Genomic DNA, 23,580 nt, shown 5'->3' with positions numbered 1-23,580 from the left:
GCACCCGCTCAGGCGCAAAATGAATAAACGGCGAGCATTCTACCTGCGCAGGGTTGTAAATGACAGCGGCCATTTCAGTCCTGCCAGACAATGAAATGGCACTGTTGCTACATTGATAGAATCAAACAAATAAGTATGTTGTAACTAAAATACGGGCTTTTAAAAAATTACTGCCCGTCGAGGCCGCGAATCGGTTTCACCGTCGACCAGGCGCGGCAGGATGGGCAATGCCAGTACATGGTAAAAGCGGTAAAGCCGCATTTATGGCAGCGATAACGCGGCTTACTGCGAATCTGCTCGCCAACCATTTCACGCAGCACGGCCAGACTCTCTTTGGCCCGCCCTTCTTCCGCTTCATTCAGGTGGTAATCCATCAACTTATGGAAGACGCGCATCGTTGGGTGACGCTGAAGCTGATGCGTTACATACAACTGCGCCGCGTCCGGGCCTTCGCGTCGTTCCTTAATCTCCGCCAGCATCAGTTCCGCGGTTGCACCGGTATTCTCTTCCACACACCGCTGCAAAAACGCCGCCCACTCATCATTTTTACCCAACTGCTGGTAGCAGGTTTGCAGCATTTCCAGCGTTTCGCTGACCAGTTCTTTATCCTGATCAATGACGCGTAACAGATTATCGGCAGCTTTAGCATAATCCCCGCTGGCCATAAATACCCGCCCCATCATGATGGAGACGCGCGGGCTATCGCGATCGGCGGCGGCACCTTTTTTCAGCAGCGCCATTGCTCTGTCCATATCGTCATTACCCATTTGCTGCAACGCTAATTCGCAGTAAAAATGGGCAATTTCTGTGCGTTGTTTATCTTTCCCTAATTTTACCAGTCGCTCAGCAACATCGATGGCCTTCTGCCATTCGCTGGTTGCCTGATAAATCTGCAGTAGCTGCTGCAACGCGCTAACGCGAAAATCGGTTTCATCCACCAGTTGGTTAAACATATCTTCGGCGCGATCGTACATCCCGGCCGCCATATAATCACGGCCAAGCTGCTGCACCGCCAGCAAACGCTGGTCATAAGATAACGATGCGCTTTCCATCAGCGTCTGGTGAATACGGATAGCGCGATCGACTTCGCCGCGCGAACGGAACAAATTCCCCAGGGTGAGATGCGCTTCAACGGTGCCGGTGTCCTCTTTCAACATATCGAGGAACAGGTCGACCGCTTTGTCCTGTTGGTTGCTCAGTAAAAGGTTAACCCCGGCGACGTATTCACGTGACAGCCGGTTCGCCTCATCCTGCTTTGTCTGTTGAGCATTTCTGCGCCCCATATACCAGCCATAGGCAGCGGCGACAGGTAACAGCAGAAACAACAACTCCAGCATAGAATATTATTCCTTCACTGCCGGTGCGCCGGTAGCAGCCGGAACATCTGTCGCAGGGATAAGCTGATGCTCAAGACGTTTGATTTTACGCTCGGCGCGCGCGAGAGAAACGCGAACACGCAGCCAGAACAGGCCGCAAATCAGCCAGCCGATTGCGAACCCAGCAGCAAACAGCACTGCCAGCAGCGTAGAGATGCGGTATTCGCCCTGGGCGAGCAAATAGTTGAACGTCACTTGCTGATCGTTTTGCGCACCCAGCGTAATCGAGACGACAAAAATCGCTAACACCAGTAAGAAAATGAGTAAATATTTCACATTACATCCCGTTATGTGGTTCCGAGCGATGAATATATGGGCAACTGCGAGTAACCAGCCCTATAAACTACCATTTTAGCGCCCGGCGCGAAATGGTAATGCGTGACGTTAAATTCTGATTTGGGGGCTAACCTACGAAAATCAAGGTTCCTGGTCCCGCTCGACGATTTCCTGCACCTCTTCAACCGGCGGTGTTAAAGGCCCACAGAGACGCTGCGCCAGCCAGGTTGCCACCGTCACCAGTAGCCAGGAGATCAGCGTCGCCACCACCAAATCACGCGGCCAGTGCATCCCCAGCAGTAAACGACTCCCCATGACGCCTGTTGCCCATACCAGTAAAATCGCGATGGTCCAGGTGCGTCTGCGCGGCCATAACAGCCCGACACCCAGCAAGGCCCAACTTGCCGCAAACATGGTATGCCCGGACGGAAATGCAAAACCGGTCTCTTTTTGCCAATGTTTGCGTAAAAATGCCGGAATATCAGGCTGGCCGGAGAGTTGCGTTTTCACCCATTCCCCTCTGGCTTTACGTTTTAAAGCATAGAACTCATCAACCTGAATATTTTGCGTTTTTTCCAGCCACATAACAAAAGGACGTGGTTCCTGGACTCGCTCCTTAACGAAAGATTTCACTCCCTGCCCCAGCAGAATTGCGCAGCCGAGAATGGCAAACAGCATTAGCGCAGGCTTCAGGCGAAAACGAAGACACCAGAGAAACCACGCGCAGAGTACGCCATGGGTGATGATTCCCCAGGGTTGCGAGACCGTTTCGGTTATCCAGAACAGAAAATGTAACCACGCGTTTGACTGACCAGGTTCCCAGTTCCAGCCGGAGATCCACACTGCCAGCGGCATGATCAGTAAAATCGCCGCCCCCGCCGTTGTTCGTTTTGCAATTGACAGCATGTCTTCTCCTTTCATGTAAGCGTCACAATCATAACTGAAAAATGGCATTCCCGCAGGAACCAACGTATTCGTGCGCTTATGCTGCAATATGTTGGTCACAAGTAGGCGATGATGCGGGCATTGTGGCAAAATACGTTTATACAGAAGGCCAACAGGCTACAGGTGCGCAGTGCGCCAACATAATCCGGAGATTCACATGCAGCTTAAACGAGTGGCAGAAGCCAAACTGCCTACCCCCTGGGGCGACTTCCTGATGGTGGGTTTTGAAGAACTGGCAACCGGGCAGGATCACGTGGCCCTTGTCTTTGGTGATATTTCCGGGCAGTTGCCCGTTCTTGCGCGTGTGCATTCGGAGTGTCTGACGGGAGACGCGCTTTTCAGCTTGCGTTGTGATTGCGGTTTCCAGCTTGAAGCAGCATTGAACCATATTGCCGAAGAGGGCCGCGGCGTGCTGCTCTATCATCGTCAGGAGGGTCGTAACATCGGCCTGCTGAATAAAATCCGCGCCTATGCGTTACAGGATCAGGGCTACGATACTGTTGAAGCAAACCATCAGCTTGGTTTTGCCGCCGACGAGCGAGACTTCACCCTGTGCGCTGATATGTTCAAACTCCTGGGTGTCGATGAAGTGCGTCTGTTGACCAACAACCCGCGTAAAGTTGAAATCCTCACCGAAGCAGGCATCAATATTGTTGAGCGCGTGCCGTTGATTGTTGGGCGTAACCCGAAAAATGCCCATTACCTCGACACCAAGGCCGAGAAAATGGGCCACCTGCTGAAGTAACGTGTAACAAACAGCGTAAAAAAGGCCTGCAGATGCAGGCCTTTTTGTTCAGTTCAGCATATTGCGTATCACGTAATGCAGGATCCCATCATTGCGGTAGTACGTCAGTTCGGTTGACGTATCAATCCGGCATCGGCACTGCAACACCTCGTGTGAGCCATCCGCCCGGGTCAGCGTCACAGGTAATGCGGCGCCGGGCTGAATATCACTGAGATCTACGATGTCGAGTTTCTCCTCACCAGTTAGTCCCAGCGTTTTCCGCGTCACCCCTTGCGGAAACTCCAGTGGCAGGATCCCCATACCAATCAGGTTCGAGCGGTGGATGCGTTCGAACGATTCGGCGATCACCACCCGGACACCCAGCAGGCGCGGCCCTTTTGCCGCCCAGTCGCGACTGGAACCCGAGCCATACTCTTTACCGGCGATCACTGCCAGCGGCGTTGCCTCTTGCTGGTAGCGCATTGCGGCGTCATAAATCGACACAACCTCGCTCCCCGGCAGATGGCGTGTCATTCCGCCTTCCACACCCGGTACCATTTCATTACGGATACGGATATTGGCGAACGTACCGCGCATCATTACTTCATGGTTGCCACGCCGGGAACCGTAGGAGTTAAAGTCGCGCCGCTCCACGCCATGGCTTTGCAGGTAGCGCCCTGCCGGACTATCCGCTTTAATGCTGCCTGCCGGCGAAATATGATCGGTGGTCACCGAATCCCCCAGCATGGCGAGGATCCGCGCACCGTGAATGTCCTTGACCGGTTCAGGTTGCGCACCCATATCGTCAAAAAAGGGCGAAAGACGAATATACGTTGAGTCGCTCTGCCAGCCGTAGGTGTCCGAGCGTTCAACCTCAATCGCTTTCCACTCCGGCGTGCCTTCAAAGACTTCGGCATACTCCTTGCGGAACATCTCCGTCGAAACCTGCTCAACCGCCCGGGCAATCTCCAGGCTGGATGGCCAGATATCTTTCAGATAGACCGGATCACCTTTGCGATCGTGCCCCAACGGATCGGTAGCCAGATTAATATTCATATTCCCGGCCAGCGCGTACGCCACCACCAACGGCGGTGATGCCAGCCAGTTTGTTTTGACCAGTGGATGAATGCGCCCTTCAAAATTACGGTTACCGGAAAGTACCGCCCCCACCGTAAGATCCCCCTGGCGGATAGCCTGTTCAATCGGCTCCGGCAGCGGACCGGAGTTACCGATACAGGTGGTGCACCCGTAGCCAACAAGGTTAAAGCCAAGCTCATCAAGGTACGGTGTTAAACGCGCCTGCGCGAGGTAGTCAGAGACCACCTTCGATCCCGGCGCCAGTGATGCTTTTACCCACGGCTGGCGTTTCAACCCGAGGGTTACCGCTTTTTTTGCCAGCAAACCGGCAGCCATCAGTACGCTGGGGTTTGATGTGTTGGTGCAGGAAGTAATGGCGGCAATGACAACCGCGCCATCCGGCAACTGATATGGGTGACCGTTCAGAACATAATCGACCGGTTTCCGATCTTTTTGCGCGGTGTTCAGTTCCAGTTCGGCGCTGGCGGCAAAGGCTTTAGGAACATCGCTGAGTGCAACGCGATCCTGCGGACGTTTGGGGCCAGCCAGGCTTGCCTCAACATCCTGCATATTCAGTTCCAGGGTGCTGGTAAACACCGGTTCATCCCCTGGATTGCGCCACATCCCTTGCGCTTTTGCATAGGCCTCCACCAGCGCAACCTGCTCTTCACTGCGCCCGCTAAGTCGCATATATTCCAGTGTCACGCCATCGATGGGGAAAAAGCCGCAGGTTGCGCCATATTCCGGCGCCATATTGGCGATAGTTGCACGATCCGCAAGCGGTAACGCGTCCAGACCATCGCCATAAAATTCAACAAACTTACCGACGACACCGTGTTTACGCAGCATCTGCGTCACGGTAAGCACCAGGTCCGTCGCGGTAATCCCTTCACGTAATTTGCCGTTCAGTTTGAAGCCCACAACATCCGGGATCAGCATTGAAACAGGCTGTCCAAGCATCGCAGCTTCCGCTTCGATACCGCCCACGCCCCAGCCAAGCACGCCGAGACCATTGATCATGGTGGTGTGTGAGTCAGTGCCGACCAGCGTATCCGGGTAAGCGACCCACTCTTTATCCTGTAATTCGCTCCACACGGCTTTGCCGAGATACTCGAGATTAACCTGGTGACAAATGCCGGTGCCGGGCGGCACCACGCTGAAACGGCTGAATGCCTGCTGGCCCCAGCGCAGAAAAACATAGCGTTCATGATTACGTTCCATTTCGAGACGCACGTTTTCTTCAAATGCTTCGTCGTCACCGAAATGGTCGACAGTCACGGAATGGTCAATCACTAAATCGACGGGTGAAAGCGGGTTTACTTTCGCCGTATCGCCCCCCATGCGTTTTACCGCTTCACGCATGGCCGCCAAATCCACCACGGCGGGCACACCAGTAAAATCCTGCATTAACACCCTTGCCGGACGATAGGCAATTTCACGGTCAGCATGGGCCGTTTTCAACCATCCGGCCAGAGCACGAATATCTTCTTCCGTTACGGAATCATCATCCTGCCAGCGCAGGAGGTTCTCGAGTAACACTTTGAGTGACTTGGGTAATCGCGAGATATCCCCAAGTTCCTTTGCGGCCAGCGGCAGGCTGTAGTAGCGCCAGGTTTTATTCTCTGCCTGCAATGTATCCTTACTGGCTTCGCGTAGGGTCGACGACATATGCTCCTCCTTAATCACAGGGATTGCGAAGCCCTGATAGTCTTCAGGGTCTGTAATTAAAGATAACACAAACTTATCGTAACGTTTTGATAACAACCCAAATTGCCACATACGGCAAAAGCGGACGGCAGGAGCAGAAATAAAAAAACCTCGCAGATGCGAGGTTTTTCAGGAGATTACTTGATTACTGGAGGAGCATCCAAACGAGCTCACTCCAGAAAAGGACAGAAACAGAAAACGCACCCATCCACGACCAATATTTCATTCCGTAACCATTATGCATGAATCTATTACCAGAAAATCTATTCATTAAAACTGAGTTACTACTCAATTCATTTATGCCGTGTATTAATCAATGAGTACAAAAGACCATTCATAGAATAAAGAGATAATTCTCCCTGTTTATTCTGATGATATATTTATTGTTTCCTGGTCGTGTCTTCTGCAAAGGCGTCTATAAAAGCTTGTTGCTGCGGTGACAGTTTCCATGAAGCAGGAATAGCGGTCACAGGTTTCTTTTTCGCTTTTGTAGGCGTGTCATGAAGTTGACATACATGTTTCACTGGTTCGAATCGGCCTGCTATTGCCATTTTAACCCCAGAATTTCCAGATCAATAACGCAACGACTGCCCAAAATGCGGCAGAGCCAAGAAATACCGCCAGCCAGGCTTTACGCTTAAGCTCAGGGTCCCTTTGCGGCTCTTCACTTCCTGATGGCATTGCTAACCTCGTACAATCGACATCACTTATCATTTTGAACACCAACAATCGGTAAAATTAATCATGGGTTGAGACAAATCCTAAAAGAACTTTAGCCGAAAATCCAGTGAATTTACTCACCATTTCCAAAGAAAGATTTAATCTTTTGACCCGAAATAAATAATTGAAGTGAGAAATTTGCAGAGCTGCAATTTAGTTTCTATTTTTGTCACAAATTAGCGACAGTGCGGGCTTAGCATTGTGAGCTCAATCACCCGGGCGGGTGATTGAGAAATTAGATGAAGATAATTCTAATTTAACTTTGGGCAGAGTTAAGCGTATCTTTTCAATACCGAAGATACCCTTCGTCATTATTTCTGTGGCAACTTAATATCTTTAAACATTGCTTCTATATCTTCGTTAGAACGCAATGCAACAGCAGTATCGACAACATCACGCGTTAAATGCGGCGCAAAGCGTTGAATAAAATCATACATATAGCTGCGCAAGAAGGTGCTACGGCGGAAGCCGATTTTGGTCGTGCTATGACTGAAAATCTCGTGCGCATCCAGTTTCACGAGGTCAGGATCCGATACCGGATCGACAGCCATACTGGCAATCACACCCACGCCAAGCCCCAGCCTTACATAAGTTTTGATAACGTCTGCATCTGTGGCGGTGAAGACAATTCGCGGCGTTAAACCGGCGCGATTGAAGGCGGTATCCAGTTCAGAACGACCGGTGAAACCAAAGGTATAGGTCACTAATGGATATTGCGCCAGTTCTTCAATGCTCACCGACTGCCTGGCAGCCAGCGGATGATCGGGCGTCACCACAATCGAGCGGTTCCAGTGATAGCATGGCAACATCACCAAATCGTCATATAAATGCAGCGCTTCAGTGGCAATCGCAAAGTCCGCATTGCCTTTAGAAACGGCCTCGGCAATTTGTGTCGGCGACCCCTGATGCATATGCAACGACACCCGGGGATAGCGCTCAATAAAGCCTTTTATCACGCCAGGCAACGCATAACGCGCCTGTGTATGCGTGGTCGCAACATACAGCGAGCCTTTATCCGGCCACGTGTGTTCCCCTGCCACCGATTTGATCGCGTCGACTTTGGACAACACCTCACGTGCAATTCGGATGATTTCCTGTCCTGCGGGGGTGACCTGAGTAAGATGCTTGCCGCTGCGGGCAAAAATTTGTATGCCAAGTTCATCTTCCAGCATGCGGACTTGCTTACTGATACCCGGCTGAGAGGTGTAAAGCCCTTCCGCCGTTGAAGAGACGTTGAGATTGTGATTCACCACCTCAACGATATAACGAAGCTGTTGTAATTTCATAACAGACCATCCGGATTGCGCAAACGGGTAATCGCTTAATACGATTTCATAATAAAAAAGCAGATAGCTATAACCACTATATCATTTATAGCATCTGTGTATAGCAGCGAACAAAGAATAATAATGGAGGAATAAAAAAGGCCGGATATCCGGCCTTTTTGAGGGTATGTGACTGAAATTTATTACTTTTTAGCTTCAGACCATTTATTGTCGATATAGAATGCAGACCATCCCGTCGCTTTGCCATCTTTTTCCGAGGCAACGTACTGCTGCTTCGTTTTCCGGCTAAAACGCACAATTGTCTTATTGCCTTCAGGATCCTGCTGCGGTGCATCGGCCAGATAGCGCAGTTTCTCCGGCAGACGATCGCGGAAGCGGAACAGCTCTTCTACCAACGGCGCACGGGTTTCACGTGATTTCGGGAAGGTATTCGCTGCAAGGAACACCCCAGCCGCGCCATCGCGCAGCACGAAATACGCATCCGATTTTTCACACTCCAGCTCTGGCAGCGGCACCGGATCTTCCTTCGGCGGCGCAACTTCGCCATTGCGCAGAATTTTACGCGTGTTTTTACACTCATCATTGGTGCAAGCCATGTATTTACCGAAACGCCCCATTTTCAGGTGCATTTCAGAACCACATTTCTCACATTCAACAATCGGGCCGTCATAGCCTTTAATGCGGAACTCACCCTCTTCGATTTCGTAGCCATCGCAGGTTGGGTTGTTACCACAGACATGCAGTTTACGCTTCGGATCGATCAGGTAGCTGTCCATCGCCGTGCCGCATTTCTGGCAGCGACGTTTGGCACGTAAGGCGTTGGTTTCTGCATCATCGCCTTCCAGCACGTTCAGGACTTCGTTTTCCGGCACCAGGTTAATGGTGGTTTTGCAGCGCTCTTTCGGCGGCAATGCATAGCCAGAGCAGCCGAGGAATACCCCCGTGCTGGCAGTACGGATACCCATTTTGCGACCGCAGGTCGGACAGTCGATGCTGGTCAGAACCATCTGATTCGGACGCATACCGCCGGTTTCCGGATCCTGTTCCGCCTGTTCAAGCTGACGGGAGAAGTCACCAAAGAAGCTGTCCAGCACTTTGCGCCATTCCGCTTCATGATTGGCTACACGGTCCAGACTGTCTTCCATCTGAGCGGTGAAGTCGTAATTCATCAGTTCGCGGAAATTTTCTTCCAGGCGATCGGTGACGATTTCACCCATTTTCTCAGCGTAAAAACGACGGTTTTCAACGCGCACATAACCGCGATCCTGGATCGTCGAAATGATTGACGCGTAGGTGGACGGGCGACCGATACCGCGTTTTTCCAGCTCTTTTACCAGAGACGCTTCACTAAAGCGCGCAGGCGGTTTGGTAAAGTGCTGCGCAGGCGTCAGTTCGATAAGCGACAATTCGTCGCCTTTATTCACTGCCGGCAACGTGCGATCTTCATCGCCTTTACGCAGCGCAGGCATCACTTTCGTCCAACCATCGAAGCGCAAAATACGGCCGCGGGCTTTAAGGCGGAAATTGCCCGCCCCCACGGTCAACGTGGTGGAGTCATACTGCGCAGGCGTCATCTGACAGGCTACAAACTGTCGCCAGATCAGTTGATAAAGCTTCTGCGCGTCGGTTTCCATATCTTTCAGGGATTCCGCCAGAACAGCGACGTCGGAAGGACGAATCGCTTCGTGTGCTTCCTGAGAGTTCTCTTTGCTGGCGTACTGGTTGGCATGTTCCGGCAGATATTTTTTACCGAAATTGTCCGTAATATAGGTGCGCACCATGCTCACCGCGTCCTGACTCAGGTTGGTAGAGTCGGTACGCATATAGGTGATGTAACCTGCTTCATACAGACGCTGCGCCATCATCATGGTTTTCTTCACGCCAAAACCAAGACGCGTGCTTGCCGCTTGTTGCAGTGTAGAGGTGATAAACGGCGCGCCAGGTTTACTGCTGGTCGGTTTATCTTCTCTTTCGAGTACGGTATAACGCGCTTTTTCCAGCAGGCTTACGGCTGCCATGGTCTGTTCGCGATTTACCGGACGGAACGCTTTATCACCCTCGTGCGTGACCTGCAACGGCAGTGAATCACCGCCCGGCGTCGCCGTCGTCGCGTCAACTTCCCAGAACTCTTCCGGGACAAAGGCTTTGATCTCGCGCTCGCGTTCAACCACCAGACGCACAGCAACGGATTGCACACGACCGGCCGACAGACCGCGGGCGATTTTCTTCCACAACAGCGGAGAAACCATATAGCCCACAACACGATCCATAAAACGGCGCGCCTGCTGCGCATTGACACGGTCGATGTTGAGTTCGCCTGGCGTTTCAAACGCCTGACGAATAGCATTTTTGGTGATTTCGTTAAATACAACGCGGCTGTAGCGTTTTTCATCACCCCCGATCACTTCCCGCAGGTGCCATGCAATGGCCTCCCCTTCGCGGTCAAGGTCGGTTGCGAGATAGATGTGGTCGGCTTTTTCCGCCAGGGATTTCAGTTCGGAAACGACCTTTTCTTTACCCGGAAGCACTTCGTACTGCGCTTCCCAGTTATGCCATGGGTCGATCCCCATGCGATTGACAAGAGCGCCACGTTCATCCTTTTTAGGCTTCTTAGCCGTTTTGGTGGAGGCTGAGTCTGCGCTCTTTTTAGGTGCTGAGCCACTGGTCGGCAAATCACGGATATGACCTACGCTGGACTTAACCACGTAATCATTACCCAGATATTTATTGATCGTTTTGGCTTTTGCCGGGGACTCAACGATAACGAGAGCTTTACCCATATTCACCTTTACCTAATTAAATTCTTCCAGCAATACATCGCACTTTGCTTCACACCCCCTGCCGAAGCGCCTCACAGATATAGCGGCGTCGTCGCAGGATATCAACCCCAACGCTGAGCCAGGCGCGTTAAACAAAGCGTTTATGTGACTGACCTGACAGGCTTTTTAACCTGATGGCGATGGTGCACGACGATGTTGCGGTCGAATGTCAAGCAAATCTGTTGCCAGATTGACGAAAGCGTCACACTGTACCTGATAAAATTTGTTACGCAACTTTATTAGCATGCAAAATCAAATCACGCCAGCACAACCGCTGAGCAAACCCATTGCAAAAACAGGGAAAATTTGCTCCTGAGCGGTGCCCGGCGTAGACTGACAGAATTTTTAAGGAGTAGAAAAATGCAAGGTACATCTCAGCCTATTGACCGCCAGGCTCTGCTTGAACTGGCTAATCAACTTATCCGCGATCATGAAGATACCCTTGCCGGTATAGAGGCCACAAATGTTACCCAGCGTAACGGTGTACTGGTGTTCAGCGGTGAATACTATCTGGATGAACAGGGTTTGCCGACGGCGAAAAGCACAGCGGTATTTAATATGTTCAAATACTTAGCTCACGAACTCTCTGAAAAATATCATCTGATTGATTAAACAAAAACGCGAGGCCGAAGCCTCGCGTTTTTGTTTACATAAGCGGTTTTTGCCCTCGCTGCCACCAGCGCATCAGCAAATGGTCGATACTCTCTGTCGCACTGCCGGTAAAACGCTCCATCAGTTTCTTCCGCTGTTGATAACGAATGCCAATGACTTCATGGTCTTCGAGCAGCCCGAGCAGCAGTTCATCGCTGGTGCCAATCGCGTCAATTAAGCCGTTCTCCAGCGCTTGCGAACCGTACCAGTGTTCGCCGGTCGCCACTTTTTCAATATCCAGACCAGGACGCATCTGGCTAACGAAGCCTTTAAACAGATCGTGAGTTTCGTTCAGACTTTCACGGAATTTTTGCCGCCCTTCTTCTGTGTTTTCACCTAACAGCGTCAGCGTGCGTTTAAACTGCCCGGCGGTATGCAGTTCGATATCGATCTCTTTCCCTTTCAGGAAGCGGTTAAAGTTCGGGATCTGCGCAACCACGCCAATCGAGCCGATGATGGCAAACGGCGCGGCGACAATTTTATCCGCCACGCAGGCCATCATATAGCCACCACTGGCGGCCACTTTATCCACGGCGATAGTCAGCGGGATCTGCCTGTCACGCAGGCGCTGTAACTGCGATGCAGCAAGACCATAACCATGAACCACGCCGCCAGGGCTTTCCAGACGGACAATCACCTGATCCTGCGGCTTCGCTACCGTCAACACGGCCGTGATCTCTTCACGGAGGGCGCTAACCTCACCGGCATCCATACTGCCTTTAAAATCCAGCACATAAACGCGGGATTCCCCTTTTTCATCCGCTGCCCCGGCTTTGGCTCTCGCTTTTGCCGCTTTAGCCTCCAGCTTCAGCTTTTTCTTGCGCGCTTTTTGCCACTGTTTCTGTTGGTGGTCATCCAGCAATGCTGCGGACATCTCCTCCTGCATCTCTTTATATTGATCGCTCAGACGAGTGACCCGTAGTTCACCCCGCTGGCGCTTACGCTGCGTCAGGTTAACAATAAGCACCGCGACCACCGCAATCGCCACAACTACGGTCGCGATCTTGGCCAAAAACAAACCATATTCAGACAGTAATTCCACGCGTACCACCTCGATTACACCACTCAACAATCGCTCCAGTGTACATGAGCCCTTTCGGCGCGTCTCGCGTAAGCGATTGACCTTTTGCGGCATGTGACTGAATTTTTTACGACTCTGCGGCGTAAACCTTGTCCAACTCTCCGCTTGACCGATTGAAATGCCCCTCTGTTTAAGGCATAAAGCCAACATATGATGTGAAATACAGGCCCGGGCCTGAGGAGACAGCGTGCACTATCAGCCACAACGCGATCTTTTAAACGACCGAATCATTCTTGTGACGGGTGCCAGCGATGGTATCGGTAAAGAAGCGGCCCTGACTTACGCCCGTTACGGCGCCAGCGTCATCCTGCTGGGGCGTAATGAAGAAAAATTGCGCCAGGTCGCGCAGACTATCCGTGAACAAGAAGGCCAGCACGCGCAGTGGTTCACACTGGATATGGCAACCTGCACACCGCAAACCTGCCAACAACTTGCAGAGGCCATTGCCGCTGATGTGCCACGCCTCGACGGCGTACTGCATAATGCAGGCGTGCTGGGCGATGTCGTACCGATGAGCGAACAGGTTCCCGCCGTCTGGGATGAGGTCATGCAGGTCAATATTAACGCCACGTTTTATCTCACCCAAGCGCTACTTCCTTTATTACTGCGATCTGAAAGTGGCTCGCTGGTGTTTACCTCTTCCAGCGTTGGGCGACAAGGGCGTGCTAACTGGGGCGCGTATGCCGTCTCGAAGTTCGCGACGGAAGGCATGATGCAAGTACTGGCAGAGGAGTACCAGAACCGATTACGGGTCAACTGCATCAATCCAGGCGGTACACGCACCAACATGCGCGCCAGTGCTTTCCCGACGGAAGATCCGCAAAAACTAAAAACACCTGCCGATATCATGCCGCTTTACCTGTGGCTGATGGGCGATGACAGCCGCCGCAAAACGGGCATGAGCTTTGATGCGCAGCCCGGGCGCAAACCAGGAATTTCACAATGAGCGATGAACGTTATCAACAGCGCCAGCAGCGGGTAAAAGATCGTGTTGATGCACGCGTTGCCGCGGCACAAGATGAGCGCGGGATTATTATTGTCTTCACCGGCAACGGTAAGGGCAAAACCACCGCCGCATTCGGCACCGCGTCCCGCGCGGTTGGGCATGACAAAAAAGTGGGCGTCATTCAGTTTATTAAGGGCACCTGGCCGAACGGCGAGCGTAACTTACTGGAACCGCTGGGCGTAGAGTTTCAGGTCATGGCGACCGGTTTTACCTGGGATACGCAAAACCGCGAAAGCGATACCGCAGCATGCCTCGCCGTATGGCAACATGCCGAGCGTATGCTGGCGGACCCGCAGCTTGATCTGGTATTGCTGGATGAGCTGACCTATATGGTGGCCTACGATTATCTGCCACTGGAGACAGTGCTGACGGCATTAACAAACCGCCCGGTGACGCAGACAGTGATCATTACCGGCCGGGGTTGTCACCGGGATATTCTGGAAATTGCTGATACGGTCAGTGAATTACGCCCGGTCAAACATGCCTTCGAAGCGGGCGTAAAAGCGCAAATCGGCATCGATTATTAATACAGCGCCCTGTTTTTCACTGCCGTTTCCTGCAATAAAAAAGGGGCTTTCGCCCCTTTTTTATTTTAATCGTTCTTCGTACGTCCACCTGCAGCGCGGCGGTTACCGGCTGGCTGGCTGTGCCGTTTCACGGCACGACGGATCTGATTGGCTTTCATGCGGCGACGATCTTTTTCTACCGCCACTTTCGACTGCGTTTCCGCTTCCAGCCCAACCAGCTCACGCAGGTAGTTGGTTTGCGCGAGATCCAATTCCGTCCAGCCGCCACGCGGCAGACCTTTTGGCAGAGGAATGTCACCGTAACGAACGCGGATAAGACGACTCACCTGCACGCCAACCGCTTCCCACAGGCGGCGCACTTCGCGGTTACGGCCTTCGGTCAACGTTACGTTGTACCACTGGTTAATCCCTTCGCCACCGCTGAATTTAATGGTTTTGAAGGCTGCCGGACCGTCTTCCAGTTGCACGCCACGCGACAGTTCGCGCACTTTATTGTCATCAACTTCGCCGAACACGCGCACAGCATACTCGCGCTCAACTTCACGGCTTGGGTGCATTAATCGGTTCGCCAGTTCACCGTCAGTGGTGAACAGCAACAGACCGCAGGTATTGACGTCGAGACGGCCTACTGCGATCCAGCGCGCACCGCGCAGTTTCGGCAGACGGTCAAACACTGTCGGACGACCTTCCGGATCGTTGCGCGTACAGAGCTCACCTTCCGGTTTGTAATAAGCCAGCACGCGGCAAATCTGCTCAACGGACTCTTTGACCGAAATAAGATGACCATCAATACGGATTTTCAGCCCCGGCGTCACATCCACACGGTCGCCCAGTGTCGCAATTTTGCCGTCCACGCTGACGCGGCCGGCTTCAATAATAGATTCGATTTCACGGCGGGAACCGTGGCCAGCTCGCGCCAGCACTTTCTGTAGTTTCTCGCTCATAGAGCATCCTTCAGGTGTCGCCTTCACAGGCGTCGAATAGGGTCATCAGTACGGCAATGCCGCTGAAATGGCCGCGTAGTATAGCGACTTGCGCCGCTATAAGAAAGGCTTAACGTCGCCAACACCTTCACGGATCACCACTGGCGCATCATCCGTTAAGTCTACCACCGTTGTTGGCTGCTGGCCGAGATAGCCGCCATGGATGATCAAATCTACCAGCTTCTCCAGACGATCTTTGATTTCATCAGGATCCGACTCAGTAAAATCGCTGCCCGGCAGCATCAGAGAGGTTGAAAGCATCGGTTCATTGAGCGCTTCCAGCAGGGCCAGTGCAATCGGATTCGACGGCACACGCAAACCAATGGTCTTGCGTTTTTCCTGCAATAAACGACGCGGAACGTCCTTCGTCCCCTTGAGGATAAAGGTGTAATTGCCTGGAGTGTTATTTTTGATTAGCCGAAAGGCGATATTGTCCACGAACGCATAGGTCGAGAGTTCGGACAAATCGCGGCACATCAGCGTGAAGTTGTGACCATCCGGCAGATGGCGAATACGACAAATTCGCTCCATCGCGCTTTTATCTTCAATTTTGCACCCCAGCGCATAACCGGAATCGGTGGGATAGACGATCACACCGCCCTTGCGCACAATGTCCACCGCCTGATTAATCAGGCGCGGTTGCGGGTTTTCCGGATGAATATAAAAAAACTGACTCATACTTCCCTCTCTGTGGTGTTCTGCGGCTGCTCCCAGCGTTGCCAGACACCGTCAACCCCGGCAGGAAGCCAGAGCTTACGCCCCAGTTCGATCCACGGGCAGGGCTGGTGGAAATCCGATCCTTGCGACGCCAGCAAACCAAACTGACGTGCATAAAGGGCTAGCTGTGCACGTTCATTAGGAGCCTGCTGGCATTGGGCAACTTCCATTGCCTCACCGCCGCTTTGAGCAAAATGCGCCAGCAGTCTTTTCAACCATTTAGCGGACAGGTTATAACGCCCGGGATGGGTCAGTACTGCCGTTCCGCCAGAATGATGAATCACTTCAATAGCTTGTTCTATTGTACACCACTGCGGAGGAACATATCCGGTTTTCCCGCGGGCAAGGTACTTTTTAAAGACGTCAGCCATTGTATTCGCCTTACCCATTTCGACCAGGTAACGGGCGAAATGGCCACGTGTTACCGAAGCGCCCTGCGCCAGGCGTTGTGCCCCTTCCCACGCGCCAGCAATGTGCGCCTTTTCCAGGCGTTCAGCGATAAGCTTTGCACGCTGCAACCGCCGTTCTGATTGCGCCTGCAAAAAGTCGCGCATTTGCGGATGGTCAATGTCGATATTCAAGCCAACAATGTGAATTTCGTGATTTTCCCAGACCGTGGAGATCTCCACGCCGGTAATCAGTTGCAGGTTTAACCCCGCACGGGCAATTTCGGCCTGCGCCGCAGGAATGGCGTCGGTGCAATCATGGTCGGTGATCGCCAGCGTGCCCACACGCATGTCGACGGCGCGATGCACCAGTTGTTCCGGGGAAAGCAGACCGTCGGAAGCCGTCGTGTGGCTGTGGAGATCATAAATAATGGCGTAATTCGTGTCGCTCAAAGCGGCTCCGCTAATTTATCAGGATAATTGTTTGTCCCATATCATAACGGTTCGCCATGTTTTTCTGAATCCGAGGGTTGACATTCCCTCACCGAACCAGTTAACTAGTACGCAAGTTCACACGACAAGGTATCCTAAAATGAATGCACATTTCTCCGCTAATCGTTGGTGGCGCACTCCCTGACAGGGCTGTGAGATCACGTGCGCATTCAGCATACCGATACCCCGGCCCGCTCATACAGCGGGCTTTTTTTTGAACAAATTAATGAGAGCGATTATGCAAACGCAAAAACCGGCACTCGAACTTCTGACCAGCAACGCCGCCTATCGGGGTAACCCAACGGCGCTGTTCCACCAGCTCTGCGGCGCACGCCCGGCAACATTACTGCTGGAGTCTGCGGATATCGACAGCAAAAATGATTTAAAAAGCCTGCTGCTGGTCGATGCTGCACTGCGAATTACCGCTTTAGGTGACACTGTCACTATCAGAGCCCTGACCGCTAACGGCGCAGCATTATTGCCCCTGCTGGATGCCGCGCTTCCCGCCGGTGTAGAAAATACGATTTCTACTGATGGACGTGAGCTGCGCTTCCCGCCTGTCAGCACGCTGCTTGATGAAGATGCCCGCCTCTGTTCACTCTCGGTTTTTGACGCCTTCCGCCTGTTGCAGGACCTGGTGGTGGTGCCAGCCGATGAGCGCGAAGCGATGTTTTTTGGCGGGCTGTTCGCCTATGACCTGGTCGCTGGCTTCGAAGATTTACCGGCCCTTGCCCACGACCGCCGCTGCCCGGATTACTGCTTCTATCTGGCAGAAACCTTACTGGTGATCGACCACCAGAAACAGCAAACCCGCATCCAGTGCAGTCTGTTCAGCGACGCCGCCAGCGAGAAAGCCCGCCTGACCCAGCGTATTGACGCGCTGCGCCAGCAGTTGGATCTCGACGCACCGCCGCTGCCAGTGGTTACCGTTGAACATATGCGCTGTGATACCAACCAGAGCGATGAAGAGTACGGCTCGGTGGTGCGTGAAATGCAAAAAGCGATTCGCGCAGGGGAAATTTTCCAGGTGGTGCCTTCACGCCGTTTCACCTTGCCCTGCCCGTCACCGCTGGCAGCCTATGAAGTGCTGAAAAAGAGCAACCCCAGTCCGTACATGTTCTATATGCAGGACGATGATTTCACCCTGTTCGGCGCGTCACCGGAAAGCTCGTTGAAGTACGATGCCAACAATCGGCAGATCGAAATTTACCCGATCGCAGGTACGCGACCGCGCGGGCGTCGCCCGGACGGTTCCCTGGATCGCGATCTCGACAGCCGTATCGAACTTGATATGCGTACCGACCACAAGGAGCTGTCAGAGCACCTGATGTTGGTGGATTTAGCACGTAATGATCTGGCGCGGATCTGTACCCCAGGCAGTCGTTATGTCGCCGATCTGACCAAAGTCGACCGCTACTCCTATGTCATGCATCTGGTTTCCCGCGTGGTGGGCGAATTGCGCGCGGATCTTGACGTGCTGCACGCGTACCGCGCCTGTATGAACATGGGTACCCTGAGCGGCGCGCCGAAAGTCCGCGCGATGCAACTGATTGCTCAGGCGGAAGGCGCACGTCGCGGCAGTTATGGCGGCGCAGTGGGGTACTTCACTGCCCATGGCGATCTGGATACCTGCATCGTTATCCGCTCAGCATGGGTTGAAGATGGCATCGCCACCGTGCAGGCCGGCGCAGGCGTGGTGCTGGATTCAGTGCCGCAGTCTGAAGCCGACGAAACCCGCAACAAAGCCCGCGCGGTTCTGCGCGCTATCGCCACCGCACATCATGCACAGGAGACGTTCTGATGGCTGACATTCTGCTGCTCGATAATATCGACTCATTTACCTATAACCTGGCGGATCAGCTGCGTGCGAGTGGACATAACGTGGTGATTTACCGCAACCATGTTCCCGCGCAAACCTTAATTGACCGCCTGGCAACCATGAAAAATCCGGTGTTGATGCTCTCTCCTGGGCCAGGCGCGCCATCCGAAGCGGGTTGTATGCCGGAACTGCTGACCCGCATGCGCGGTAAGTTGCCGATTATCGGCATCTGCCTTGGGCATCAGGCGATTGTAGAAGCCTACGGCGGTTATGTTGGCCAGGCGGGCGAAATCCTGCACGGTAAGGCCTCCAGTATTGAGCATGATGGTCAGGCGATGTTCGCAGGCCTGAGCAACCCGCTACCGGTAGCGCGTTATCACTCGCTGGTGGGGAGCAATATTCCGGCCGGTCTGACGATTAATGCACACTTTAATGGCATGGTGATGGCGGTCCGTCACGACGCCGATCGCGTATGCGGTTTTCAGTTTCACCCGGAATCCATTCTGACCACCCAGGGCGCGCGTCTGCTTGAGCAAACGCTGGCATGGGCGCTACAGAAACTGGAGCAAACCAATACACTGCAACCGATTCTGGAAAAATTGTATCAGGCGCAAACGCTGAGCCAGCAGGAGAGCCACCAGCTCTTTTCTGCGGTGGTGCGCGGTGAGCTGAAACCGGAACAACTGGCTGCCGCGCTGGTCAGCATGAAGGTCCGCGGCGAACACCCGAATGAAATTGCCGGCGCAGCGACCGCCTTGCTGGAAAACGCCGCGCCATTCCCACGCCCGGACTATCCTTTTGCCGATATCGTGGGTACCGGCGGCGACGGCAGCAACAGTATCAATATTTCTACCGCCAGCGCCTTTGTCGCCGCAGCCTGTGGGCTGAAAGTAGCCAAACACGGTAACCGCAGCGTCTCCAGCCGCTCCGGCTCTTCGGATTTACTCGCTGCTTTCGGTATCAATCTCGATATGAATGCAGACAAGTCACGCAATGCGCTGGATGAGTTAGGCGTGTGCTTCCTGTTCGCGCCGAAGTATCACACCGGTTTCCGCCATGCGATGCCCGTCCGCCAGCAGTTGAAAACCCGCACGTTGTTTAACGTACTGGGTCCATTGATTAATCCGGCGCATCCGCCGCTGGCGTTGATTGGCGTCTACAGCCCTGAACTGGTGCTGCCTATCGCCGAAACGCTGCGTGTGCTGGGTTATCAACGTGCCGCCGTGGTCCACAGCGGCGGTATGGATGAAGTGTCCCTGCACGCGCCAACGCTGGTAGCAGAGTTACACGATGGCGAGATCAAAAGTTACCAGTTGACCGCCGCAGACTTCGGCCTGGCGCCTTATCACCAGGAGGCGCTGGCGGGCGGCACACCGGAAGAAAACCGTGACATTCTGACACGCTTATTACAAGGTAAAGGCGAGGCAGCCCATGAAGCCGCCGTGGCCGCCAACGTCGCGATGCTGATGCGTTTGCACGGCGAAGAAGATTTACAGGCCAACGCGCAAAAAGTACTGGATGTGCTGCACAGTGGAGCAGCCTACGACAAAGTCACCGCACTGGCGGCACGAGGATAAATAATGCAGACCGTTTTAGCGAAGATCGTCGCGGATAAAGCCATATGGATTGCAGCACGCAAGGAGCAGCAGCCGCTGGCCAGCTTCCAGAATGAAGTGGTACCGAGCACACGCCGTTTTTATGACGCCCTGCAGGGGACGCGCACGGCATTTATCCTGGAGTGCAAGAAAGCCTCGCCCTCAAAAGGGGTGATCCGTAATGATTTCGACCCGGCCCGTATCGCCGGGATCTACAAACATCATGCGTCCGCCATTTCTGTGCTGACTGATGAGAAATATTTTCAGGGTAGCTTTGATTTTCTGCCGATTGTCAGCGGGATCGCGCCGCAGCCAATCCTGTGCAAAGACTTTATTATCGATGCCTACCAAATTTATCTGGCGCGATATTACCAGGCCGATGCCTGCCTGCTGATGCTCTCCGTGCTGGATGACACGCAGTACCGTCAGTTGGCTGCCGTGGCCCATAGTCTGAATATGGGTGTGCTGACGGAAGTCAGTAACGAAGAGGAGCTGCAGCGCGCGATTGCGCTGGAAGCGAAAGTCGTGGGCATTAACAACCGCGATCTACGCGACCTCTCCATTGATCTGAATCGCACTCGCCAGCTTGCGCCACGCCTTGGCGCCGGGGTGACTGTTATCAGTGAATCGGGCATTAATACCTATGCCCAGGTACGGGAACTGAGCCATTTTGCTAACGGTTTCTTGATTGGTTCTGCGTTAATGGCGCATGAGGATCTGGATGCCGCAGTTAAACGCGTGCTGCTGGGCGAGAATAAAGTCTGCGGTTTAACCCGCGCGGAAGACGCGCATGCCGCCCACCAGGCTGGCGCTATCTATGGCGGACTGATTTTTGTCGCCAGTTCGCCCCGTGCAGTCGATGAAACGCAGGCGCAGGCTGTTATGCAAGGCGCGCCGCTGCAATACGTTGGCGTATTCCGCGATGCTCCGGTGGAAGACGTGGCGGCAAAAGCCAACAACCTGGGTCTGCGCGCCGTACAACTGCACGGCGGTGAAGATCAGCGTTATATCGATGCATTGCGTGCAGTACTGCCGCCGCAGACGCAAATCTGGAAAGCGCTCAGCGTTGGTAATAGCCTGCCGTCACGTCATCTGCAACAGGTGGATAAATACCTGTTCGACAATGGCCAGGGCGGCAGCGGTAAACCGTTTGACTGGTCGCTGCTGGCGGGCGAGCAACTCGATAATGTCCTGCTGGCAGGCGGTTTAGGTGCGGACAATTGCGTACAGGCGGCGAAAACCGGCTGTGCCGGACTTGATTTTAATTCAGGCGTGGAATCGGAACCGGGTATTAAAGATGCCAGCAAACTGGCCTCGGTGTTCCGTACGCTGCGCGCTTATTAAGGAAAGAGATAATGACGACACTACTGAACCCGTATTTTGGCGAGTTTGGCGGAATGTATGTTCCGCAAATCCTAATGCCGGCACTGCGTCAACTGGAAGAAGCGTTTGTCAGCGCCCAGAGCGATGCCGACTTCCAGCAACAATTTACCGATCTGCTGAAAAACTATGCCGGGCGTCCGACTGCGCTGACCAAGTGTCAGAACATCACTGCCGGAACCCGCACCACCCTCTATCTGAAGCGTGAAGATCTGCTGCACGGCGGCGCGCATAAAACGAACCAGGTTCTGGGTCAGGCCCTGCTGGCAAAACGCATGGGCAAAACGGAAATCATCGCCGAAACCGGCGCCGGTCAACACGGCGTGGCGTCGGCCCTCGCCAGCGCTCTGCTCGGTCTGAAATGCCGTATTTATATGGGTGCAAAAGACGTTGAACGCCAGTCGCCGAACGTTTTCCGTATGCGTCTGATGGGCGCAGAAGTGATCCCGGTGCACAGCGGTTCCGCCACCCTGAAGGATGCCTGTAATGAAGCTCTGCGCGACTGGTCCGGCAGCTATGAGACAGCGCACTATATGCTGGGCACGGCGGCCGGCCCGCATCCCTTCCCGACCATTGTGCGTGAATTCCAGCGCATGATCGGTGAGGAAACCAAAGCACAGATCCTCGAAAAAGAGGGTCGCCTGCCAGACGCCGTCATCGCCTGTGTCGGCGGCGGCTCGAATGCCATTGGTATGTTTGCCGACTTTATCAATGAAACGGCTGTCGGGTTGATCGGTGTTGAACCGGCCGGGCACGGTATCGACACCGGCGAGCACGGCGCTCCGCTTAAACATGGCCGCGTGGGGATCTACTTCGGTATGAAGTCGCCAATGATGCAAACCGACGAAGGCCAGATCGAGGAGTCTTACTCGATTTCCGCCGGGCTGGATTTCCCGTCAGTCGGGCCGCAGCATGCGTACCTCAATAGCATCGGGCGCGCAGACTATGTCTCCATTACCGATGATGAAGCCCTGGACGCCTTCAAAACCCTGTGTCTGCATGAAGGCATTATCCCGGCGCTGGAGTCCTCCCATGCCCTTGCCCATGCGCTGAAAATGATGCGCGAAAACCCGGAAAAAGAGCAGTTGCTGGTGGTCAACCTCTCCGGGCGCGGCGACAAAGACATTTTCACCGTACACGATATTCTGAAAGCGCGAGGGGAAATCTGATGGAACGTTATGACAACCTGTTTAAACAGCTGAACGCGCGCAATGAAGGCGCTTTCGTCCCCTTCGTCACGCTTGGCGATCCGTCACCGGAACAGTCGCTGAAGATCATCGACACGCTGATTGAAGCCGGGGCAGATGCACTGGAACTGGGGATCCCCTTTTCCGACCCGCTGGCCGATGGCCCGACCATCCAGAATGCGACGCTGCGCGCGTTCGCGTCCGGCGTCACGCCGACCCAGTGTTTTGAAATGCTGGCGGCCATTCGTCAGAAACACCCGGCCATTCCGATCGGCCTGCTGATGTACGCCAACCTGGTGTTTAATCGCGGTATTGATGAGTTTTACGCGCAGTGCGCAAAAGTGGGCGTCGATTCGGTGCTTGTTGCGGATGTCCCCATCGAAGAATCCGCCCCCTTCCGCCAGGCGGCAATGCGCCATAATGTTGCGCCTATTTTTATCTGCCCACCGAACGCCGATGATGATCTGCTGCGTCAGATTGCTTCCTACGGACGTGGTTACACCTACCTGTTGTCTCGCGCGGGTGTGACCGGTGCAGAGAACCGCGCCGCGCTGCCGCTGCATCATCTGGTGGAAAAACTGGCCGAATACCATGCTGCGCCAGCATTACAAGGGTTCGGTATTTCTGCGCCGGACCAGGTGTCATCGGCAATTAACGCAGGCGCTGCCGGGGCGATCTCCGGTTCCGCCACCGTGAAGATCATTGAAAACAACCTCAATAATCCTGCTGCCATGCTGGCAGAGTTGAAAACCTTTGTTCAGCAGATGAAAGCCGCGACGTTACCCCGTTAATCCCTCACACCGCCCGATCCGTCGGGCGGTGATCT

At 53.7% G+C, this 23,580-nt stretch carries 21 protein-coding genes and 1 other annotated feature; of the genes, 9 read left to right on the top strand and 12 right to left on the bottom strand.

Features of this window, described 5'->3' with window-relative positions:
• Positions 1 to 167: 167 nt before the first annotated feature.
• From lapB to pgpB, 3 genes are all read right to left on the bottom strand, one after another.
• Entirely contained in the window at positions 168 to 1,337 is a 1,170-nt protein-coding gene (gene lapB, locus N7922_RS11750) for a lipopolysaccharide assembly protein LapB (protein WP_263100689.1), read from the bottom strand.
• 6 nt (positions 1,338 to 1,343) lie between these two features.
• Complete coding sequence (locus N7922_RS11745; RefSeq protein ID WP_263100688.1) at positions 1,344 to 1,652, bottom strand: LapA family protein; 309 nt, start codon at positions 1,650 to 1,652, stop codon at positions 1,344 to 1,346.
• Between the two features lie 141 nt (positions 1,653 to 1,793).
• Positions 1,794 to 2,558, bottom strand: coding sequence for a phosphatidylglycerophosphatase B (pgpB, locus tag N7922_RS11740; protein ID WP_263100687.1), 765 nt, complete (start codon positions 2,556 to 2,558; stop codon positions 1,794 to 1,796).
• 196 nt (positions 2,559 to 2,754) lie between these two features.
• On the opposite strand from pgpB, the gene ribA reads away from it, so the two are divergent.
• Positions 2,755 to 3,342 carry a GTP cyclohydrolase II gene (ribA, locus tag N7922_RS11735; RefSeq protein ID WP_061496194.1) on the top strand — a complete coding sequence of 196 codons (588 nt, stop codon included), beginning with the start codon at positions 2,755 to 2,757 and terminating at the stop codon, positions 3,340 to 3,342.
• A gap of 48 nt (positions 3,343 to 3,390) precedes the next feature.
• On the opposite strand, the gene acnA is transcribed toward ribA, so the two are convergent.
• From acnA to topA, 5 genes are all read right to left on the bottom strand, one after another.
• Entirely contained in the window at positions 3,391 to 6,066 is a 2,676-nt protein-coding gene (gene acnA, locus N7922_RS11730; RefSeq protein WP_263100686.1) for an aconitate hydratase AcnA, read from the bottom strand.
• 184 nt (positions 6,067 to 6,250) lie between these two features.
• Positions 6,251 to 6,349 (bottom strand): small membrane protein YmiC, encoded by a 99-nt coding sequence (gene ymiC, locus N7922_RS11725; protein WP_263100685.1) that lies wholly within the window; start codon positions 6,347 to 6,349, stop codon positions 6,251 to 6,253.
• A gap of 308 nt (positions 6,350 to 6,657) precedes the next feature.
• Positions 6,658 to 6,819 (bottom strand): YmiA family putative membrane protein, encoded by a 162-nt coding sequence (locus N7922_RS11720; RefSeq protein WP_082794169.1) that lies wholly within the window; start codon positions 6,817 to 6,819, stop codon positions 6,658 to 6,660.
• A gap of 317 nt (positions 6,820 to 7,136) precedes the next feature.
• Positions 7,137 to 8,111, bottom strand: coding sequence for an HTH-type transcriptional regulator CysB (cysB, locus tag N7922_RS11715; RefSeq protein WP_088237632.1), 975 nt, complete (start codon positions 8,109 to 8,111; stop codon positions 7,137 to 7,139).
• A 182-nt stretch (positions 8,112 to 8,293) separates the two neighbouring features.
• A complete protein-coding gene (topA, locus tag N7922_RS11710) occupies positions 8,294 to 10,891 on the bottom strand; it encodes a type I DNA topoisomerase (protein ID WP_263100684.1) in 2,598 nt (865 codons plus the stop codon).
• A gap of 399 nt (positions 10,892 to 11,290) precedes the next feature.
• Between topA and N7922_RS11705 the strand changes: the two genes are divergently transcribed.
• Entirely contained in the window at positions 11,291 to 11,542 is a 252-nt protein-coding gene (locus N7922_RS11705) for a YciN family protein (RefSeq protein WP_263100683.1), read from the top strand.
• A 34-nt stretch (positions 11,543 to 11,576) separates the two neighbouring features.
• Here N7922_RS11705 and sohB read toward each other — a convergent pair whose 3' ends face one another.
• Positions 11,577 to 12,623 carry a protease SohB gene (gene sohB / locus N7922_RS11700; protein WP_263100682.1) on the bottom strand — a complete coding sequence of 349 codons (1,047 nt, stop codon included), beginning with the start codon at positions 12,621 to 12,623 and terminating at the stop codon, positions 11,577 to 11,579.
• Between the two features lie 226 nt (positions 12,624 to 12,849).
• Between sohB and N7922_RS11695 the strand changes: the two genes are divergently transcribed.
• Both N7922_RS11695 and cobO read left to right on the top strand, forming a co-directional pair.
• Entirely contained in the window at positions 12,850 to 13,608 is a 759-nt protein-coding gene (locus N7922_RS11695) for a YciK family oxidoreductase (RefSeq protein ID WP_263100681.1), read from the top strand.
• Complete coding sequence (cobO, locus tag N7922_RS11690) at positions 13,605 to 14,195, top strand: cob(I)yrinic acid a,c-diamide adenosyltransferase (protein WP_263100680.1); 591 nt, start codon at positions 13,605 to 13,607, stop codon at positions 14,193 to 14,195. The genes N7922_RS11695 and cobO overlap by 4 nt, the downstream gene beginning before the upstream one ends.
• Before the next feature lie 65 nt (positions 14,196 to 14,260).
• Here the strand turns inward: cobO and rluB are convergent, their stop codons facing one another.
• From rluB to rnm, 3 genes are all read right to left on the bottom strand, one after another.
• Positions 14,261 to 15,139, bottom strand: coding sequence for a 23S rRNA pseudouridine(2605) synthase RluB (gene rluB / locus N7922_RS11685; protein ID WP_263100679.1), 879 nt, complete (start codon positions 15,137 to 15,139; stop codon positions 14,261 to 14,263).
• Positions 15,140 to 15,235: 96 nt separating this feature from the next.
• Positions 15,236 to 15,856 (bottom strand): L-threonylcarbamoyladenylate synthase, encoded by a 621-nt coding sequence (locus N7922_RS11680; RefSeq protein WP_263100678.1) that lies wholly within the window; start codon positions 15,854 to 15,856, stop codon positions 15,236 to 15,238.
• The gene (gene rnm / locus N7922_RS11675; protein WP_263100677.1) at positions 15,853 to 16,734 is read right to left on the bottom strand and encodes an RNase RNM; all 882 of its coding nucleotides are present in this window, start codon (positions 16,732 to 16,734) and stop codon (positions 15,853 to 15,855) included. The genes N7922_RS11680 and rnm overlap by 4 nt, the downstream gene beginning before the upstream one ends.
• Before the next feature lie 160 nt (positions 16,735 to 16,894).
• Positions 16,895 to 16,989, top strand: a sequence feature (Trp leader region).
• Between the two features lie 22 nt (positions 16,990 to 17,011).
• On the opposite strand from rnm, the gene N7922_RS11670 reads away from it, so the two are divergent.
• The 5 genes from N7922_RS11670 to trpA are packed head-to-tail and all read left to right on the top strand — an operon-like array spanning position 17,012 to position 23,545.
• Positions 17,012 to 18,574: an anthranilate synthase component 1 gene (locus tag N7922_RS11670; protein ID WP_263100676.1), complete on the top strand. Its 1,563-nt coding sequence runs from the start codon at positions 17,012 to 17,014 to the stop codon at positions 18,572 to 18,574.
• On the top strand, positions 18,574 to 20,169 hold the full coding sequence (gene trpD / locus N7922_RS11665) for a bifunctional anthranilate synthase glutamate amidotransferase component TrpG/anthranilate phosphoribosyltransferase TrpD (protein ID WP_263100675.1): 1,596 nt from the start codon (positions 18,574 to 18,576) through the stop codon (positions 20,167 to 20,169). The genes N7922_RS11670 and trpD overlap by 1 nt, the downstream gene beginning before the upstream one ends.
• Before the next feature lie 3 nt (positions 20,170 to 20,172).
• The gene (gene trpCF, locus N7922_RS11660; RefSeq protein WP_263100674.1) at positions 20,173 to 21,531 is read left to right on the top strand and encodes a bifunctional indole-3-glycerol-phosphate synthase TrpC/phosphoribosylanthranilate isomerase TrpF; all 1,359 of its coding nucleotides are present in this window, start codon (positions 20,173 to 20,175) and stop codon (positions 21,529 to 21,531) included.
• An 11-nt stretch (positions 21,532 to 21,542) separates the two neighbouring features.
• On the top strand, positions 21,543 to 22,736 hold the full coding sequence (gene trpB / locus N7922_RS11655) for a tryptophan synthase subunit beta (RefSeq protein ID WP_263100673.1): 1,194 nt from the start codon (positions 21,543 to 21,545) through the stop codon (positions 22,734 to 22,736).
• On the top strand, positions 22,736 to 23,545 hold the full coding sequence (gene trpA, locus N7922_RS11650) for a tryptophan synthase subunit alpha (RefSeq protein ID WP_263100672.1): 810 nt from the start codon (positions 22,736 to 22,738) through the stop codon (positions 23,543 to 23,545). The genes trpB and trpA overlap by 1 nt, the downstream gene beginning before the upstream one ends.
• Positions 23,546 to 23,580: the final 35 nt, after the last annotated feature.

This window comes from Kosakonia sp. ML.JS2a, from assembly GCF_025642095.1.
GTDB lineage: Bacteria > Pseudomonadota > Gammaproteobacteria > Enterobacterales > Enterobacteriaceae.
Note: the sequence above shows the minus strand (reverse complement) of the source record. Positions and strands in the feature narration are given on the sequence as shown.